This window comes from Luteibacter sp. 3190, assembly GCF_031456385.1.
GTDB lineage: Bacteria > Pseudomonadota > Gammaproteobacteria > Xanthomonadales > Rhodanobacteraceae > Luteibacter.
On record NZ_JAVDUO010000001.1, the window covers coordinates 179,522 to 194,916 of the forward strand.

Genomic DNA, 15,395 nt, shown 5'->3' on the forward strand with positions numbered 1-15,395 from the left:
GGCGGATCCGAGTCGCTTCGGACATTCGTCACGAAGTGCGATCTGGTTCTCGAAAATGTCGCACGCTGTAGGCGGAGGACTACATACCGCTATTGGTGCATCTGTCAGCCTCTCATTCGCGGGTTGGCAGGGGTCGTCTGCGCGAGCTGCCATGCCTCGAAGGTTGAAACTGGACGGTTCGGCCGATTCGCTAACCTTCGATCGGCTATCGGTGAAAGCTCTTGGGATGGGATTATCGACCGGTATTGAAGTTGTAGTTCACCAGACATGAATAACCTCGTCGTCAATTTCAGAAGAATGCCTGGACCTCTCAAGGTCTTAACACTGTTCTCGCTGACGTCGGTATTGCTCGTAGTGCCGACGGTCCTCCCGGGCGGTGCTGTTGTCGGTCAGAGAAGGGTTGGATTAGAAGACTGGTGGATCAACGGCAGCGGGTTGGTATTCGCTGTAGTTGTTTCCTTCTTTTTCAGCGCCGGAATCTTGCTACTTAAAGCTCGGCGGCTTGGTCGAGCGGTTTACGTATCCGGTTTCGCGGGCCTCTACGTGGCAGCCTATTTTATCGAGCTGATCAACGGCGTGAGTTATCCCACCGACGACTATTTTTACGATTGTCTCTTCGCTGCCTTGCAAGTCACGGCTTTGAGCGCTTACCTATTCCTGAATCGAAGGGTGAAGGGCTTCTTCGCTTGATCGGTGCTGCCGCTCCGGCTGGCGGCATCGGTGGAGTTTGCATATAGCCGGCATTCGCGCCGAGTGATGAGGTTGCGCTCGACAGACCTGGATGAGTACACCGAACACGTGACTCCGGAAGCGCGGTAAGCCGTCATCGGCAGCGCTCACTTTGATCTCTGGGCTACGGGTAAAGGGTGATGACCAGCTTCTCCGAAAGATGCATTGCTGCTCTCGCCAGAGAGCTAGCGTTGCGTCGACTGCAGCCTTTCCAGTTTGATCTGGTACGTGGAAAGCACGAGGCGTACGAATACGCCAGGGTGATCCAGGAGAATCTATCAGTCGAGCTTTATGTGTACACGGATGAAGCTGGTTGCAAATTGAAAGGGCGCGACTGGACGATCTTCGAAAAATGGGATTTCTCCGACGATAGCGACCTGATCCGAGAGTTTGTCGCTTACGTGATCAAGATGCTCACCACAGGTCCAGGCATCAAGGAGGATCGTCACGGAGATGCAGCCGACGATGCAGGCCACTAGGCAGGCGATGGCGGTGTAGGCCCACGATTTTTCGAGCTCGGGCATGTGCACGAAGTTCATGCCGCACCAGCTGGTGATCAGCGTCGGTGCGGCGAGCATGGCCGCCCAACGGGCGAGCTTCTTCATCACCTCGTTATGGCCGATACAAAAGACCATTCGGGCAGGGCAGCCGGGAGCCGTCGGTGAGGAGCAGAGAGAAGTCGATAAGGAATCTGTCAATGAAACAATTCCGCCCCGGCAGCCCAGGTACGTGGAGCGTCATGAGGCGTTCCGGAGCCGACACGACTGATAGCTCATGGTTGGCAGCGGAATGGAAGGGTCGGGTTACGAAAGGGGACGATGAAGGAGGGCCGCGGTCTTGACTTCGGCAGCGGCGAATGGAACGGATGGGTGCGCGCCGCATCTGTTAACGGTCGATGCGACAATGGAAGCCAGACGTGCCAGCGGTATGACCTCTGCCTGGCATGTGGCATGAGACGGAGCGCGCGGTTGGGCACGGGTAATGCGGCAGCCTATCGGGCCTTCGCGTAGTACTTCGCGGTGTGCTAACAGATGGTCAATTCGATATCGGAACTGCGTTTATCCCATGAAATTGACCAGCATCGAGGCAAGGGTTCTGCATGTGATGTTTTCGAACGGGGGCATCAGTCCGGGCGATGCAGACGATATAGTCAGTCATATGGCGGTGGAACGGCGAGAGTGGAGTCCGGACGTTGCATACCCAGATAGTTGCGTGGGCCAGTTCGTTCACTTGGAATACCCGAAGAACGTGCCCATCGACGGGGCGCCAGAACACCTTGCGGTGTGGGCGCAGCATCCGTCGTTGCCAGGCGGAGTTGACTTCGTACTGTTCCTCCGAGACGGTGTTCCAATGTTCCTGGAAGTCAGTTTCTTTGGCTTTTCCACTCCGAAGAGTCTCCTTGAAGGGACCGAGGACGACTTCGCGTTCGCTGCGCAATGATTTTTTCTTCTCGCTGAGGCATGTCAAGCGAACGGATAAGAGAGCGCTCATGCGATGAATCGGGATCTCCAGCTGGGTAGCGATCGAGATTTATTCCTGGATGGGAATGGACACATGTACTCGGGCCCCCGCCAGGGAACCGGAGAAATGGAATACCTTCACATGAACGTAAATGGGTGGAAATCACGTCCGACTACATGTTTATCTCGTTCTCTCTAAGGAATACTTCGACCCCTCCGCTCGAGATTTCGACGGCTACGGGTGTCGAGCCGTCAGCCGCGTTGTTGAAGGGCGAACGTGATCCAGTTCGTGTTCTTCCGAGGTCGAATCTCTGGTCGATCGAGTCGACAAAGAGCGCCGAGGGCTCTTTGGACGCATGCTGGCGGACGCTCGAGCCTGAACTCGTACCACGCACCGATGCATTTCGTCGTTTTGCTTCCGAAGGATCAGCCGTGCTCACGATAGCAATCCAAGGCATGGATGGACGGTATCCGTCCATCATGATTCCACCTTCGATGTCACTTTTTGCTGGAACAATCGGTGCAGTCATAGATATTGATCATTTGCTCTCCGCTGACTAGCAGCGCTTCAGAATCGGAGGGCGACTGACTGGTCAATCTGCGGTTTCCCGGACAGTACTTTGATGCCGAGAGTGGACTGAGCGACAACCTTAATCGCTACTACGATCCGACAACCGGACGTTATGTCCAGAGCGACCCGATTGGGTTGGTCAGTGGTGCATCTACGTATTCATACGTGGGAGGCAACCCCCTTATGAGGACAGATCCCACTGGACTTGCCTGTTCGGGCCAAGGCTGCTGGAATACTCCAACGGAAAGGGCGTATGCAAAAGCCGGGGACTGGAGGAATTATTACAGCACAGCGTGTGCTGGAGGAGACCCGTATGCCTGCGAAGCAGGTGATGTTGCTAGCAATGTTGGCCTTCTTTCGGGGGTAGCGAATTACCGGCTTGCGATGCTGATTTCTGACCACCTTCCACCGGGCGGGACGTGTGCCTCAGCCAAAGTGATGACGGATGAAAAAATGGATGCCATTCGAAAAGCACTGCTCGCTGCGCGTGCTGCTCAGCTGGACGCCTTAAATGCGTCTCCTACCAACCCGGTGATGGTCAGTGGTCAATCAATTGCCGATTTTCATCATCAAATCTTCGATGCTATAGCGGGTGGTTCCGTGTCTTCCTGGGGACTTCCTGTTTTTGGTGGGGATCTTCCGTGGAGCAACGCGGCAGTTCACTGGTGTAAGGCGCCCGCATGTCAATGATAAAGCTGACTCCAGACAGAATTTGGCTGGGCATCCTCGTTACGTCACTCCTAACGCCACTGGCCTTTTCCGTTGTTTACGGGCTTTATGATCTCGTTACGGGCACCGATCAGGCGTGGCAAGCGTGGGCATTGTCGTTAGGCTTCACTTACCTTTTCGGCGCGCCGATTGCTTTCTTAGCGCTGGCTGCTTTTGGCTGGCCATGGTTGATAGCTCTTACTCGCTGGAGAAGGCTAACTTTTGCCTACGTCTGCGCTGGGGCAGGCGTCATAGGCATGATCACGTTCGTAGTCGCGGCTGCGCTACTTCGGGGTAGATGGCCCTTTAATTTGAGCATACTGTTAGAGCAAATTTTTACAGGTCTACTTATGGGACTGATTTCCGGCGCTATCTTCTGTGCGGTCGTTCGCATACCAATGCGATCGGTTTAGTTTTTAGTGACGTCATCGGCGGTGCTGCGATGCGGCCCCTTCGGATGTTGAGCGGGCGTTCTTTGTTCCGCGACCCGCTGGGGGACCGCGGAGGAACCGACGTGGAGCCGACGCTACCGACTGCGCCGAGGTGTCGGGCACCGGCGGAATCCTCTCCCTGTGCTGGGGCGGCATTTCGTTGCGGAAAGTGGCTTGAGCCACAACGTCCACCGGTAACACGATCCAGCGGGGTATGAGGCCATTCACCGCGTGTGGTGCATCGAAACAGCTTCTTCTGAGCGTGGCAGCGGGTTTGTTGCGTGAAATTTCGATCGCGCGAATGGGAGCTTGGGGCGAGCACCCATTCGCGCGCGAGCGCGCTTCCCACAAAACAACCGGAATGTTGGTTCAGATCCTCAGAACCACCGATTGCGCTTCAGCGCGATGAAGATGCCACCGACGATGCAGGCCACCAGGCAGGTGATGGCGGGGTAGGCCCAGGGTTTGTCGAGCTCGGGCATGTGCACGAAGTTCATGCCGTACCAGCTGGTGATCAGCGTCGGGGCGGCGAGCATGGCCGCCCAGCCGGCGAGTTTCTTCATCACCTCGTTCTGGCCGAAGGTGACGAGGGCGAGGTTCACGCTGATGGCGGCGCCGAGCATTTCGCGCATGGCCGAAATGGATTCGTTGACGCGGAACACGTGATCGTAGATGTCGCGGAAGTACGCGCGCAGTTCGTCGTGGATCAGGTGCGGGTGCAGGCGGGTCAGCTGGGCCACGATGTCCTGCAGCGGCGCGACGGCGAGACGTAGCGTCATCAGTTCCCGTTGCATGTCGTACAGGCGCTTGATGGTCTGGCGGTTGTACGTCTCCGCGAAGATGTCGTTCTCGAGCTCGTGCAGCTCCTGCCGGAAGTCGCGGACGATCGGCAGGAAGTTGTCCACGATGAAGTCGAGCACCGCGTACAGCGCGTAGCTCGGACCCATCGCCAGCAGCTCCGGCGTCTGCTCGCAGCTGCGGCGCGCCGGCGCGTACGAGAGCGACGCGCCGTGGCGGACCGTCACGAAGTAGCGGCGGCCGAGGAAGATCTGCGTTTCGCCGAAGGCGATGTTGCCGCCGACGAGCTGCGCCGTCTGCGCCACGATGAACAGCGAGTCGCCGTAGGCTTCGATCTTGGTGCGCTGGTGCGCGTGCTGCGCGTCCTCGATCGCCAGATCGTGCAGGTTGAATTCCTCCTGCAGCTTCAGCAGCAGGGCTTCGTCGGGTTCGTGCAGCCCCACCCAGACGAACGTATCCGGCTCCTTCAGCACGTCGCTGATCGCATCGATGCTGATGTCGCCGATGCGACACCCGTCGGTGCGGTAGGCCACGCAGTTGACGACCATGCCGCCCGAGGGCAGGACGGGGGCAGGGGCTTCGGGGACGATCGAGACGGATTCCATGGCGGGCATGATGCCGTCGCCCATGTGACGCGGCAATCGCAAAGCGCCGCGCGCGCGTACCGGACGAAGGCGGCGTTCATGACGTCGGGAGCTATCACATCTCTTTATGCCTCCTATATCGACGAACGATTTCAGGTGGCGGGTACCGTGGTCGACAATGGCGCCTCGATTGATAGGGTGAAACAAAACTATCAAGTTGATTCATGTTGTCTATTGAAATGCCAGAGGACGCCTCCATGGCCAAGCCGAGCAGCCAGAAGTTCATCGCCCGCAACCGCGCCCCGCGGGTCCAGATCGAATACGACGTCGAGCTCTACGGCGCCCAGAAGAAGGTCAGCATCCCCTTCGTGATGGGCGTGATGGCCGAACTCTCGGGCGCCAGCGCGGCGGACCTGCCGGCGATCGAGGAGCGCAAGGCGCTGGAGATCGACGCGGACAACTTCAACGAGCGGCTGGAGTCCACCCGCCCGTCGGTCGCCATCAGCGTGCCCAATACCTTGACCGGCGAGGGCAGCCTCAACGTGGCCATGAGCTTCTCGCACATGGACGATTTCACGCCCGCCGCGATCGCCCGCAGCGTCGAGCCGCTGGCGAAGCTGCTCGAGGCGCGCACGCAGCTGGCCAACCTGGGCACCTACCTCGACGGCAAGGCCGGCGCGGAGAAGCTGATCGCCCAGGCATTGCAGGATCCCGCGCTGCTGGCCGCGCTCGCCGCCACGCGCAAGACCAACGACCCGCAGGAGGGCTGATCCCATGGCCACGCAACAGACCCAGGCCGTCGAGCCGTCGGTCGACACCGTCGAGGGCAACGATTTCGCGGCCCTCCTGACGAAGGAGTTCCGTCCCAAGAGCGAGCGGGCGCGCGAAGAGGTCGAATCCGCCGTCCGCACGCTGGCCGAGCAGGTGCTCGACCGTGCCGACGTGGTGTCGGACGACGTCGCCCAGACGATCAACGCGTACATCGCCGAGATCGACCGCAAGCTCACCGAGCAGATCAACCTGATCCTGCACCATCCGGAATTCCAGCAGCTGGAAGGCGCCTGGCGCGGCCTGCACCACCTGGTGACCAACACCGAGTCGGACACGCAGCTGAAGATCCGCGTGATGAACGTCTCCAAGAGCGAACTGGGCCGCACGCTCAAGCGCTACAAGGGCACCGCCTGGGACCAGAGCCCGATCTTCAAGAAGATCTACGAGGAAGAATACGGCCAGCTCGGTGGCGAGCCGTACGGTTGCCTCATCGGCGATTACTACTTCGACCACAGCCCGCAGGACGTCGAACTGCTGCGCGGCATGTCGCAGATCGCCGCCGCCTCGCACGCGCCGTTCATCGCCGCCGCCGCGCCGGGCCTCCTGGGCATGGACGGCTGGAACGAGCTGGCCAATCCCCGTGACCTGGCGAAGATCTACACCACGCCGGACTACGCGGCATGGCGCTCGCTGCGCGACAGCGAGGACGCCAAGTACGTCGCGCTGACGATGCCGCGCACGCTGGCCCGCCTTCCGTACGGCGCGAAGACCGATCCGGTCGAGGACTTCGATTTTGAGGAAGACACCGCCGGCGCCGATTCGTCGAAGTACACCTGGCAGAACGCCGCCTACGCGATGGGCGTGAACATCAACCGCTCGTTCAAGCAGTACGGCTGGTGCACGCGCATCCGCGGCGTCGAATCGGGCGGCATCGTCGACAACCTCCCGGCGCACGTCTTCCCGACCGACGACGGCGGCGTGGACATGAAGTGTCCGACCGAGATCGCGATCACCGATCGCCGCTCGGCCGAACTGGACAAGATGGGCCTCATGCCGGTCGTGCATCGCAAGAACTCCGACATGGCGGCCTTCATCGGCGCGCAGTCGCTGGCCCGGCCGGAGGAGTACGACGATCCGGATGCGACCGCCAACGCGGCGCTCAGCGCGCGCCTGCCGTACATGTTCGCCTGCTCGCGCTTCGCGCACTATCTGAAGTGCATCGTCCGCGACAAGATCGGCTCGTTCAGCACGCGCGAGCAGATGGAGAACTGGCTCAGCAGCTGGGTGCTCAACTACGTCGACGGCGATCCGGTGAACTCCAGCGAGGAAACCAAGGCCCGCAAGCCGCTCGCCGCCGCGCAGGTCGTGGTGGAGGAAGTCGAGGGCAACCCTGGCTACTACACCTCCAAGTTCTACCTGAAGCCGCATTACCAGCTGGAAGGCCTCACGGTGTCGCTGCGTCTGGTCGCGCGCCTGCCTTCCGGCAAGGCCGCCTGATCCGGTCACCTTGAAACACCCTCGCGCCCTGAATCGACGGGCGCGACGGGAACCTTTTGCCACCCGTTCACGCGTCAACGAGGAAATCGTCCATGGCATTCGACATGCACATCAAGTTCGGCCCCGGTCAGGTCAAGATCGAGGGCGCATCCAACCACGCCAAGCACAAGGGCGAGGTACCGATCATCGCGTGGGCCTGGGGTGCCAGCAACTCGGGCAACCTGCATACCGGTGCCGGTTACGCGTCGGGCGGCAAGGCCAACGTGCAGGACATCACGATCACCAAGTTCGTCGATTCCTGCTCCAACGCCCTGCTCAACGCCTGCTGCACCGGCGCGCGCGTGGAGAACGCCACGCTCTACGTCACCAACGCCACGGGCGAGCAGACCGATTTCGTCACGATCGAGCTGAGCGAGGGCGTCATGGTCACGTCGATGTCCACCGGCGGCAGCGGTGGCGACGAGCGCCTGACCGAGAACATCACGCTGCACTTCGGCAAGTTCAAGTACGCCTTCCAGCCGCAGGACGACAAGGGCAAGCCGGACGGCGGCAAGAAGGAGTTCACGTACGACATGCAGCAGGTCAAGGGCCAGGCCTGAGTAACGCATGGCGGAACTGACCACCCAGGAACGGCTCCAGCCCTCGCTGCTGGACCGACTTCGCGACGACGAGCCTCACGTCACCGAGGAAAGCCGCGAGAAGCGCGTGATGACGGCGGCGCGTTTGCGCGAGCACGTCGTGCGCGACCTGGGCTGGCTGTTCAACTGCACGCGCCGCGGCGCGGGCGATGACGAGGCCGGGCTTCCGCACGTCGGGAGCTCGGTCATCGGCTACGGCATTCCCGACCTCACGGGTGCCGCGATCGCCGGCATGGACGTCGAGGAGCTCGCGCAGCGCATTCGCGCGTCGATCGTCGCGTTCGAACCGCGGCTCGACCCGGCGAGCCTGCAGGTCGACGTGCAGACGGACGTGTCGCGCATGGACCGCCTCACGCTGTCGTTCCGCATCGTCTCGACGATGTGGGCGCAGCCCATGCCACTGAACCTGTACCTGAGAACCGAAGTCGACCTCGAAACCGCGCGCTTCAGCGTGTTCGACGGCGTCGGTTAGAGCGCCATGGACCCCCGACTGCTCCGCTACTACAACCAGGAACTCCAGCACGTCCGCGAGTCGGGCGCGGAGTTCGCGCGCGCGTATCCGAAGATCGCCGGCCGCCTGGGCATGGAGGGCATCGAATGCGCCGATCCCTACGTCGAGCGGCTCCTTGAAGGGTTCGCCTTCATGGCCGCGCGCGTGCAGATGAAGCTGGATGCGCAGCATCCGGTGTTCACGCAGCACCTGCTGCGCATGGTCTATCCCCATTACCTCGCGCCGGTGCCGTCGATGGCCGTCGTCGAGCTCACGCCGGACGACGCCGGCACCTTGCCGGTCGAAGGTCACATCGTGCCGCGTGGCACCGCGCTGCGCAGCCAGATCGGCTTCGGCGAGCGGACGGCCTGCGAGTACCGCACCGCGCACGCCGTGACGTTGCTTCCGCTGGGCCTGCGCGAGGCGGGCTACCTCGCCACTCCCGCGGCGATCGCGGCGGCCGGGCTCGTCGTGCCAGCCGGGACCGCGCCGCGCGCGGCCTTGCGCCTGCGCTTCGGCCTGAACGCCGGCGCGCGCCTCGATGCGCTGGCCTTCGACGAGTTGCCGCTCTTCTTCGCCGGAACGGGCGATCTTCCGGGGCTTCTCCACGAGCAGGTGCTCGGTAACGGGCTCGGCTTTTCCGTCGTCGTCGATGGGGAGTCGCGTTTCATCGAGCAGGCACGCATCGAAGCGCGCGGCTTCGGCGACGACGAAGCGCTGCTGCCGCCGGTGGACCGGTCCTTCAGCGGGTATCGGCTTCTGCAGGAATACTTCGCGTGCCCGCAGCGCTTCCAGTTCGCCGCGTTCACCGGACTGCGGCGCGTGCTCGCGCAATCGTCCGCCAGCGGGTTCGACATCGTCGTCTGGTTCGACCGCGGCGTCGCTCGCCTCGACGGCGCCGTGGACGCGTCGTTCCTCCGTCTGTTCTGCACGCCGGCCGTCAACCTTTTCCCGCGCCGGGCCGACCGCATCCACCTGCGTGACGGCGCCGCGGAGTACCACGTGCTGGCGGACCGTTCGCGTCCGCTCGACTTCGAAGTCTTCGACATCGGCGACGTGCAGGGCTATGGCGATAGCCAGGAGCCGGAACAGGCGTTCCGGTCGTTCTACGGCGGGGATGCCCGCACGTGGCACGACCCGGCCGGCGCGTTCTACACGCTTCGCCGCGAGCCGCGTCTGCTTTCCTCGCGGCAGCGCCGCGACGGGCCGCGGTCGAGCTATGGCGGAAGCGAGGTGTTCGTCTCGCTGGTCGACGCGCGGGAGGCCCCTTACGCGAGCAGCCTTCGCCAGATCGGCATGCAGCTGCTCTGCAGCAACCGCGACCTGCCGCTGCACATGCCGGTCGGGAAGGGGCGCACCGATTTCGAACTCGACACCGAGGCGCCGGTGCGCAGCATCCGCTGCCTGGCCGGACCCACGCGGCCCCGCGGCGCGATGGCGGAAGGGCAGGCGGCGTGGAAGCTGATCAGCCACCTGCAACTGAACTACCTCTCGCTGCTCGATCACGACGACGGTGCCGTGGCGCTGCGCGAGATGCTGCTGCTCTACGCCGACGAGCACGACGCGGCCACGCGGCGGCTGGTCGACGGCGTACGCGACGTGCGCTCCGCGCCGATCGTGCGGCGCCTTCCGATCCCGGGCCCGGCGACGTACGGCCGTGGCCTCGAGATACGCATCACCTGTGAGGACCGCGCGTTCGAGGGCTCGGGCGCGTACCTCTTCGGCTCGGTGATGCGGCACTTCTTCTCGCGCTACGTCTCGCTGAATTCGTTCACCGAGACGGTGCTGCATACCCTGGAACGCAACGAGGTGGCACGGTGGACGGCTCGCTCCGGCACGCGCCCGATCCTGTAGCGCTCTTCGACGCGCTGCGTGCCGACCCGGGTTCGTTCGACTGGTTCGGTGCGCTGCGGCGGGTGGAGTGCGTTCACGTCGACCGCCCGCGGCTCGGCCGTTCCGCGCGCCTCGCGGACGATCCCGTGCGCCTCGCGCATGCGCCGTCGCTCACGTTCGCCCCTCGCGCCATCGACCGCGTCGACGCGGAGCCCGGCCGTCCGCCACGTATCCGCAGCCTGATGCTCGGGCTCTGGGGTCCGAACGGCGCGCTGCCGCTGCATCTCACCGAATACACGCTGGAACGCGAGCGCACGGCGCGCGATGCGACGTTCACCGCGTTCGCCGACGTGTTCCACCACCGCATGCTCAGCCTGTTCTACAGGGCGTGGGCCGAGTCCCAGCCGACCGCGCAGCTGGACCGACCGGACGACGACGCGTTCGCGCGCTACGCCGGGGCGCTGGCGGGCATCGACGCGCCGTCGCTCGCCGACCGCGACGCGCTGCCCGACCGCTTCCGCCGTTACATGACCGGGCGCCTCGTCGCGCAGGCACGCAATGCCGAAGGGCTGGTCGCGATGCTAGCGGCGTTCTTCGACGTCGCGGTGCACGTGGACGAATTCGTCGTGGGCTGGATGCCGCTGCCCGACGAAGGGCGGCTACGCATGGGGCAGGCGATGGCGGCGCTGGGTACGACGGCGGTTCTGGGCGCCGCGGTGCGCGACGCCCAGAACCGCTTCCGCATCCGCCTCGGACCGATGGCGATGGCCGACTACCGGCGCTTCTTGCCGGGTGGCGAGGCGCTTCCGGTGCTGATCGCCGCCGTCCGCTTCTACGTCGGCGATCCGATGGCGTGGGACGTCCAGCTCATCCTGCGTCGCGACGAGGTGCCACAGGCGCACCTCGGCCGCGGCGCCCGCATGGGCCTGTCGACGTGGATGGGCCGCTTCGCCGGCCCGGACGACGCGGACGATCTCGTGCTCCAGCCCGACTCCCATCCAGCCGTGGCCCCCCGGGCCACGGCCAACCCGCTTCGCTCGAGGACTCCATCGTGACCGATATCAGCCGTACCGCGCTCTTCGGAAAGCTCAACGCCATCGCCTACAAGGCGATCGAGAGCGCGACCGTGGCCTGCCGCCTGCGTGGGCATCGCGAGGTGGAGCTCGTCCACTGGCTGCAGCAGATCCTGCAACTGGCCGACTCCGACGCGCATCGCGTCGTGCGTCACGCCGGCATCGACGCCTCGCGGCTCGCGCGGGACATCGACGACGCGCTGGAGCGTCTCCCGGGTGGCGCGACCTCGGTGAGCGACCTGTCGGCCGACATCGAGGAAGCGGTGGAACGTGCGTGGGTGTATGCGACGCTGACGTTCGGCGAAGCGCAGGTGCGCACCGGCTACCTGCTCGCCGGGATCGTGCGCACGCGCCGCCTGCGCCACGTGCTGACCGCCATCTCGCCCGAATTCGACAAGCTGCGCGCCGAAGGCTTCGTCGACACGCTTCCCGGCATCGTCGCCGGATCGCCCGAAGACCGGCTCGCCGCGAGCGACGGCTTCCGGATGGATGCCCGTTCGACGCCCGCCGATGACGCTCCCGCCGCCCTCGGTGGTCGCGACGGCTTGCGGCGTTACACGGTCGACCTCACCGCGCAGGCCCGCGACGGATCGATCGACCCGGTGGTGGGACGCGACGACGAGATCCGCCAGGTCGTCGACATCCTCATGCGACGCCGCCAGAACAACCCGATGCTGGTCGGCGAGGCGGGCGTCGGCAAGACCGCCGTCGTCGAGGGTTTCGCGCAGCGGATCGTGGCGGGCGATGTGCCGCCGGCCCTTCGCGACGTCGAGCTGCGCGCGCTCGATGTCGGCCTGCTGCAGGCCGGTGCGAGCATGAAGGGCGAATTCGAGAGCCGCCTCCGCCAGGTGATCGACGAGGTGCAGGCCTCGGAAAAGCCGGTCATCCTCTTCATCGACGAAGCGCACACGCTGGTCGGCGCGGGTGGCGCGGCAGGGACGGGCGACGCCGCCAACCTGCTGAAGCCCGCGCTGGCGCGCGGCACGCTTCGCACCATCGGCGCGACGACGTGGGCCGAATACAAGAAGCACATCGAGAAGGATCCTGCACTCACGCGCCGCTTCCAGACGGTGCAGGTCGGCGAGCCCGACGAGGCGCGCGGCGTGCTCATGTTGCGGACGGTCGCCGGCGTCATGGAGTCGCACCACGGGGTGCAGGTACTCGACGAAGCGATCGAGGCCGCTGTGAAGCTGTCGCATCGCTACATCCCGGCACGGCAGCTGCCCGACAAGGCGGTGAGCCTGCTCGACACGGCGTGCGCGCGCGTGGCGGTAAGCCAGCATGCCGTGCCTGCCGCCGTCGACGATTCACGCAAGCGGATCCAGGCGCTGGAGACCGAGCAGGCGATCGTGGCGCGCGAGAAGGCCGTGGGCATCGATGTGGTGGAGCGCGAAACCGACGTCGACACGCGTCTCGTCGCCGAGCGCGCCCGGCTCGCGGATCTCGAAGCCGGCTGGGCGGAGGAAAAGACCCTGGTCGATGGCGTGCTCGCGTTGCGGGCGCGGCTCCGCGACGAGGCGCCGTCAGGCGAGGAACGCGACGGCGTGCTCGTCGAGCTGCGCGCGTTGCAGGCGCGTCTCGCGGAGCGCCAGGGCGAAACGCCGCTCATCCTGCCGACGGTCGACCACCAGGCGGTCGCCGCGGTGCTCGCCGACTGGACCGGTATTCCCGTCGGCCGGATGCTGCGCAGCGAACTCGACACCGTGATGAACCTGGCGTCGCTGATGGGACAGCGGGTCATCGGGCAGGACCATGCGATGGACGCCATCGCCCGGCGCATCCAGACCTCGCGCGCCGGTCTCGATAACCCCGACAAACCCATCGGCGTCTTCCTTCTCGCGGGCACCTCGGGGGTGGGCAAGACCGAGACGGCGCTCGCGCTCGCCGAGGCGCTCTACGGTGGCGAGCAGAACCTCATCACGATCAACATGAGCGAGTTCCAGGAGGCGCACACGGTCTCCACGCTCAAGGGCGCGCCGCCGGGCTATGTCGGCTACGGCGAGGGCGGCGTGCTGACCGAGGCGGTGCGTCGCAGACCGTACTCCGTCGTGCTGCTCGACGAGGTGGAGAAGGCCCATCCGGACGTCCATGAGATCTTCTTCCAGGTATTCGACAAGGGCGTGATGGAGGACGGCGAGGGTCGCCGCATCGACTTCCGCAACACGCTGATCATCCTGACCAGCAATGCCGGTACCGACGTGATCGCGCGGATGTGTGCCGCTGCCTCACCGACACCCGATCCGGAGACGATCGGCAAGGCCCTGCGCGCGCCGCTCCTGGATGTATTTCCGCCCGCGCTGCTCGGCCGCCTCGTCGCCATCCCGTACTACCCGCTCAGCGAGGCCATGCTCGGCCGCATCGTCAGGCTGCAATTGGATCGCATCAAGCGTCGCGTGGAATCGCGTTACCGCGTGCCGTTCGAGGTGAGCGATGCCGTCGTGGACCTCGTGGTGTCGCGCTGCACGGAAAGCGAATCCGGCGGACGAATGATCGACGCGATCCTGACTCAAACGATGCTGCCGGATATCAGTCGCGAACTGCTCATGCGCACGATCGAGGGCGTGCCCGTCGAAGCCGTCCGCATCGATGTCGTCGACGGCTCGTTCGCCTACGACTTCCACGCCGCTGCGCCGCAGCTTGCCTGACTCTTCCCGGTACGAAGGAACCCAAGTGGCCATCTACTATCACGTCGTCATCGACAAGAACAACGTCGGGGTTGCGCACCTGCGGAACCAGCTGGCCCTGCACGGTCTGCAGACGCAGGAGCAGCGCGGCATGCCGCCGGGCTATCCGCTGCCGATGATCGCGATGCAGCACCACCAGCATGTCTTCCTGTGGGACGGCACCACGGCAGGCGTGCGCGGCCGTCGCGGCATCGAGAACGGTACGGCCGACACCGTCACCGTTCTGATCAACTGGCCGGAGCTGACCGAATCCGGTCGGTTCATCGCCGGCACGCTGAAGGGCGACTCCGCGCAGTACGGCCCGCCGCAGGGTCCGTCGACGAATGGCGCGTGGGCTTACAAGGGCTCCATCGATCGCCGCTGGATTTTCATCGAAGGTCTCGACACCGCGTCCGACCCCGGCTTCGACCAGTGGCAGGCGGGCCAGGGCTGGCCGTAAGCAACCGTAGCGTCCCAGCGACTTACCAGGAAACGAGATGGCCAAGGGCAACCACGTATTCAACGATTTCGACGGCTGCATCGCATCGGCGTTCGCCGATGTCCTCGCCAAGATGGGCGGGGAGGGCGGTGCGCACCTGCGCGCGCTCAACGGCAGCGGCGGGCCGGTCGCTCCCGCCAGGACGTTCATGGATTCGAAATTCACGCGGTCGTATCCGTCGCTGTTGGTGATCCGATCGAATCCGCGTATCGCGGAGATCCATTGGGTGCAGGACGATGCGGTTGTCGCGGCGAACGACGAGAACTCGGGCGCCTTCGGCGAAGCCGCGGCCGCATTCCGGAGCGCGGTGGTGGACTGGGCGATGGGCGGGGACCGCGACAATCCCATGGCGGCCTGGCGCCAGCTGGTGAACGCCGGGGTGGATCATGCGGCGATGGAGCGGTTCGTCGCGGGAAGCTCGCAGTCGCTGGCGCCGCGGTCGGCGGAAGGGCGGCGGACGCTTTGCCTCGAGATCGAGAAGTTCATTCGCGGAGCCCTGACGAAGGACACCGCGAAATGGCTGATCGAGCTGCGCCTGGACCTGCAGCTGCAGAACTACGATTACGCCAAGAGCGAGTCCGGCTGGAAGGCGACGTTGGGCAAGGGCCTGGGCCCGGGCTGGTTCGCGCCGGCGAGCGGAGCGGGCTGAT

The 15,395-nt window shown here is 64.4% G+C and carries 13 protein-coding genes and 2 pseudogenes; 13 read left to right on the top strand and 2 right to left on the bottom strand.

Annotation, left to right across the window (positions count from 1 at the left end; genetic code table 11):
* The first annotated feature begins 267 nt into the window (after positions 1-267).
* Positions 268-690, top strand: a complete 423-nt coding sequence (locus tag J2X58_RS00855; protein WP_310045929.1) for a hypothetical protein — start codon at positions 268-270, stop codon at positions 688-690.
* Between the two features lie 479 nt (positions 691-1,169).
* Here the strand turns inward: J2X58_RS00855 and J2X58_RS00860 are convergent.
* Positions 1,170-1,340: pseudogene (locus tag J2X58_RS00860) on the bottom strand (CorA family divalent cation transporter); the annotation flags it as partial.
* A 454-nt stretch (positions 1,341-1,794) separates the two neighbouring features.
* Between J2X58_RS00860 and J2X58_RS00865 the strand changes: the two are divergent.
* From J2X58_RS00865 to J2X58_RS00875, 3 genes and pseudogenes are all read left to right on the top strand, one after another.
* Positions 1,795-2,169, top strand: coding sequence for a hypothetical protein (locus J2X58_RS00865; RefSeq protein ID WP_310045930.1), 375 nt, complete (start codon positions 1,795-1,797; stop codon positions 2,167-2,169).
* A 618-nt stretch (positions 2,170-2,787) separates the two neighbouring features.
* Positions 2,788-2,955 (top strand): annotated as a pseudogene (locus J2X58_RS00870) (RHS repeat-associated core domain-containing protein); the annotation flags it as partial.
* 258 nt (positions 2,956-3,213) lie between these two features.
* Complete coding sequence (locus tag J2X58_RS00875) at positions 3,214-3,450, top strand: hypothetical protein (protein ID WP_310045932.1); 237 nt, start codon at positions 3,214-3,216, stop codon at positions 3,448-3,450.
* 826 nt (positions 3,451-4,276) lie between these two features.
* Here J2X58_RS00875 and J2X58_RS00880 read toward each other — a convergent pair.
* Positions 4,277-5,302, bottom strand: a complete 1,026-nt coding sequence (locus tag J2X58_RS00880) for a magnesium and cobalt transport protein CorA (RefSeq protein ID WP_310045933.1) — start codon at positions 5,300-5,302, stop codon at positions 4,277-4,279.
* A gap of 236 nt (positions 5,303-5,538) precedes the next feature.
* Here J2X58_RS00880 and tssB point away from each other — a divergent pair, with 236 nt between their 5' ends.
* The 9 genes from tssB (at position 5,539) to J2X58_RS00925 (ending at position 15,394) form a co-directional block, all read left to right on the top strand.
* Entirely contained in the window at positions 5,539-6,051 is a 513-nt protein-coding gene (gene tssB, locus J2X58_RS00885) for a type VI secretion system contractile sheath small subunit (RefSeq protein WP_090054713.1), read from the top strand.
* A 4-nt stretch (positions 6,052-6,055) separates the two neighbouring features.
* A complete protein-coding gene (tssC, locus tag J2X58_RS00890) occupies positions 6,056-7,549 on the top strand; it encodes a type VI secretion system contractile sheath large subunit (protein WP_310045934.1) in 1,494 nt (497 codons plus the stop codon).
* 92 nt (positions 7,550-7,641) lie between these two features.
* A complete protein-coding gene (locus J2X58_RS00895; protein ID WP_090178168.1) occupies positions 7,642-8,148 on the top strand; it encodes a type VI secretion system tube protein Hcp in 507 nt (168 codons plus the stop codon).
* A gap of 7 nt (positions 8,149-8,155) precedes the next feature.
* Positions 8,156-8,659, top strand: a complete 504-nt coding sequence (gene tssE / locus J2X58_RS00900; RefSeq protein WP_090054708.1) for a type VI secretion system baseplate subunit TssE — start codon at positions 8,156-8,158, stop codon at positions 8,657-8,659.
* A 6-nt stretch (positions 8,660-8,665) separates the two neighbouring features.
* Positions 8,666-10,531: a type VI secretion system baseplate subunit TssF gene (gene tssF, locus J2X58_RS00905; protein WP_310045938.1), complete on the top strand. Its 1,866-nt coding sequence runs from the start codon at positions 8,666-8,668 to the stop codon at positions 10,529-10,531.
* Entirely contained in the window at positions 10,495-11,565 is a 1,071-nt protein-coding gene (tssG, locus tag J2X58_RS00910; protein ID WP_310045940.1) for a type VI secretion system baseplate subunit TssG, read from the top strand. Before tssF ends, tssG begins: the two co-directional genes overlap by 37 nt.
* The gene (gene tssH, locus J2X58_RS00915; protein ID WP_310045941.1) at positions 11,562-14,228 is read left to right on the top strand and encodes a type VI secretion system ATPase TssH; all 2,667 of its coding nucleotides are present in this window, start codon (positions 11,562-11,564) and stop codon (positions 14,226-14,228) included. Before tssG ends, tssH begins: the two co-directional genes overlap by 4 nt.
* A 25-nt stretch (positions 14,229-14,253) precedes the next feature.
* Complete coding sequence (locus J2X58_RS00920; RefSeq protein WP_090054702.1) at positions 14,254-14,706, top strand: hypothetical protein; 453 nt, start codon at positions 14,254-14,256, stop codon at positions 14,704-14,706.
* A gap of 37 nt (positions 14,707-14,743) precedes the next feature.
* Entirely contained in the window at positions 14,744-15,394 is a 651-nt protein-coding gene (locus J2X58_RS00925) for a hypothetical protein (protein WP_090054701.1), read from the top strand.
* Position 15,395 lies beyond the last annotated feature (1 nt).

Coding starts and splice junctions, on each gene's coding strand:
- J2X58_RS00855 (WP_310045929.1), top strand. CDS start 268: ATGAATAACCTCGTCGTCAATTTCAGAAGAATGCCTGGACCTCTCAAG.
- J2X58_RS00865 (WP_310045930.1), top strand. CDS start 1,795: ATGAAATTGACCAGCATCGAGGCAAGGGTTCTGCATGTGATGTTTTCG.
- J2X58_RS00875 (WP_310045932.1), top strand. CDS start 3,214: ATGGATGCCATTCGAAAAGCACTGCTCGCTGCGCGTGCTGCTCAGCTG.
- J2X58_RS00880 (WP_310045933.1), bottom strand. CDS start 5,302: ATGGAATCCGTCTCGATCGTCCCCGAAGCCCCTGCCCCCGTCCTGCCC.
- tssB (WP_090054713.1), top strand. CDS start 5,539: ATGGCCAAGCCGAGCAGCCAGAAGTTCATCGCCCGCAACCGCGCCCCG.
- tssC (WP_310045934.1), top strand. CDS start 6,056: ATGGCCACGCAACAGACCCAGGCCGTCGAGCCGTCGGTCGACACCGTC.
- J2X58_RS00895 (WP_090178168.1), top strand. CDS start 7,642: ATGGCATTCGACATGCACATCAAGTTCGGCCCCGGTCAGGTCAAGATC.
- tssE (WP_090054708.1), top strand. CDS start 8,156: ATGGCGGAACTGACCACCCAGGAACGGCTCCAGCCCTCGCTGCTGGAC.
- tssF (WP_310045938.1), top strand. CDS start 8,666: ATGGACCCCCGACTGCTCCGCTACTACAACCAGGAACTCCAGCACGTC.
- J2X58_RS00925 (WP_090054701.1), top strand. CDS start 14,744: ATGGCCAAGGGCAACCACGTATTCAACGATTTCGACGGCTGCATCGCA.